The organism is Enterococcus ratti, assembly GCF_001886195.1.
Classification (GTDB): domain Bacteria; phylum Bacillota; class Bacilli; order Lactobacillales; family Enterococcaceae; genus Enterococcus_B; species Enterococcus_B ratti.
The window spans coordinates 1-1,713 of the sequence record NZ_JXLB01000053.1 but is presented as its reverse complement, the minus strand read 5'-3'; the positions used below and the strand labels follow the sequence as shown (position 1 = coordinate 1,713).

Genomic DNA, 1,713 nt, shown 5'->3' with positions numbered 1-1,713 from the left:
CGAATATTAAAATTGAGAACTGCTTAGATTTAGAAAAGTAGAGGGGACACCTATTAATAAAGAAGGGGACACCTGAATATGGGAACAAAGAAAAAAAGGATCAAGATTGCGGTCACTGAGGAAACCAATCAAAAATTCCAATGGATCATAAGCGAAGATCAAAAGAAAAGTAAGAAGAGAATTTATCCTTGTGATTCTTTTGAACGAATAATTGATAACGAATATGTTGTGCGTAAAGCATTTTGAGACAATTAATTAATAGGAGTGAATGCCTATGGTAAAGATTATGGGGAAACATACCGGACGTGTGTATTATTCTTGTTCAAGCAAAAAAGAAGCCAATGAATGGGTTCTAGCGAAAAAAATAGTTGAGCCATTAGTACTTCTTGTTCTTCCTGGAAAGAAGGAAGTGACAATATGAGAACAAGTTATAATTATCACTCTCTAGTCGATGGGTTTAGTCGGAATTTCAATTTACAAGAAGAGCAAAAAATGATTCGACGTTTCGAAAAAGATATTTTAGCTGAGATCAAGAAGAGGAAGGATCGAAAGCTTCCAGTAAGTCAATATGTTGCGAATTTTTCACCTAAAGAAAAACGTTGTTTTTTTGGTCTTTTGAAACGGTTTGAACGAGTGAAGATCTATTACCAATTGGAAGAAGGTATGTCGCGTCAATATTTGATTATGGCATAGAAGAGGTGGTGGAACAATGATTCAAAAATTTGTGAAAATGAGCAGAACTGCATGGATTGAAAAGTTTGAAAATGACTTGAGTGTCATGAGATTAGCTCCGAAGAATTTCAAACGAGAGATTGCAGAAAAAGAAGCAATTTTGTCGGTATTGAATGCGGTAGAACTGGACGAACCGAAAAAGTCAGTTGATGTACCTGAAAATGTAGCAGAGTTACTAGATTATTATCGTAATTCGTCAGATGTCGATTTGTTAGCTCTGATATTAACATTTCACGATTGGTATTACTGTCAAAATGAAGATACTCAGCATGATAAACATGATAAAGCAGTTGACTGGTTAATAGAGAATCCAGAAAAGTTCATGCGTGCTTGGCTAGATGGCTATGATAGCAAGAAAAAGCCACTGGAAAGTAATGAGGAAACGTATTTAACGGCAGAACAATATGACTATGCTAGAAAAACAGGAGATTGGGAATCTGGTAAGACTTTCAATCACAGAAAAGATCAACCAAAAATTAGTTTTTCAGATATAGCCGCAATTATCGAAGGTATCTACTATGGACAAGCCGATGAAGAGATCTTTTCTATACAAGATTTATTAGAATTTTTGAACAAAAATAAGGATAGCTTTGTAGTACTAACTGATTATGAGGAGGATACAACAAATGAAAAATTATGATCCAACTATTCGAATGGGCACACATACGATTAAAGTTTCTTTTCAACGTTGGGATTACAAAGGGTTTGTGACATTTAGAAGAGGTGGTAATTGCAAAGGATTAAGTGTCTTAGCGTTAGACGAAGAAGATTTGTATTATCAACCATTGACTGATAACCCAATCGGATTTGGAGTACTTCCTGAAGATGATGAAGGTAATAAGTGGTTCAAAATGACCCTGACAAATGACGAAGGGGACGAATTGTTAGTGGAAGATGTATGGGAAGAGTTAGGTGACTACATTGTAGGTCTTGAAATTATTGCTTTTGTAGCAGATAAAGAACAGTAAACGGAGGAATAGC

The 1,713-nt window shown here is 35.3% G+C and carries 5 protein-coding genes; all 5 read left to right on the top strand.

All coding sequences use genetic code 11. From position 1 onward, the window contains the following. Nucleotides 1–78: 78 nt before the first annotated feature. From RV14_RS11600 to RV14_RS11585, 5 genes are read left to right on the top strand one after another with little or no spacing between them, the layout of a single operon-like run. Entirely contained in the window at nucleotides 79–246 is a 168-nt protein-coding gene (locus RV14_RS11600) for a hypothetical protein (protein WP_071856392.1), read from the top strand. A gap of 28 nt (nucleotides 247–274) precedes the next feature. Beyond that, nucleotides 275–421, top strand: a complete 147-nt coding sequence (locus RV14_RS12350; RefSeq protein WP_167359868.1) for a hypothetical protein — start codon at nucleotides 275–277, stop codon at nucleotides 419–421. Further along, nucleotides 418–693 carry a hypothetical protein gene (locus RV14_RS11595; protein ID WP_071856391.1) on the top strand — a complete coding sequence of 92 codons (276 nt, stop codon included), beginning with the start codon at nucleotides 418–420 and terminating at the stop codon, nucleotides 691–693. Before RV14_RS12350 ends, RV14_RS11595 begins: the two co-directional genes overlap by 4 nt. 16 nt (nucleotides 694–709) lie before the next feature. Beyond that, on the top strand, nucleotides 710–1,372 hold the full coding sequence (locus tag RV14_RS12345) for a DUF1642 domain-containing protein (RefSeq protein ID WP_167359867.1): 663 nt from the start codon (nucleotides 710–712) through the stop codon (nucleotides 1,370–1,372). Beyond that, nucleotides 1,359–1,700 carry a DUF5406 family protein gene (locus RV14_RS11585; RefSeq protein WP_071856390.1) on the top strand — a complete coding sequence of 114 codons (342 nt, stop codon included), beginning with the start codon at nucleotides 1,359–1,361 and terminating at the stop codon, nucleotides 1,698–1,700. The genes RV14_RS12345 and RV14_RS11585 overlap by 14 nt, the downstream gene beginning before the upstream one ends. Nucleotides 1,701–1,713: the final 13 nt, after the last annotated feature.

Excerpts from the sequence above, each read along its gene's own strand:
- RV14_RS11600 (WP_071856392.1), top strand. The coding sequence starts at position 79 with ATGGGAACAAAGAAAAAAAGGATCAAGATTGCGGTCACTGAGGAAACC.
- RV14_RS12350 (WP_167359868.1), top strand. The coding sequence starts at position 275 with ATGGTAAAGATTATGGGGAAACATACCGGACGTGTGTATTATTCTTGT.
- RV14_RS11585 (WP_071856390.1), top strand. The coding sequence starts at position 1,359 with ATGAAAAATTATGATCCAACTATTCGAATGGGCACACATACGATTAAA.
- RV14_RS11595 (WP_071856391.1), top strand. The coding sequence starts at position 418 with ATGAGAACAAGTTATAATTATCACTCTCTAGTCGATGGGTTTAGTCGG.
- RV14_RS12345 (WP_167359867.1), top strand. The coding sequence starts at position 710 with ATGATTCAAAAATTTGTGAAAATGAGCAGAACTGCATGGATTGAAAAG.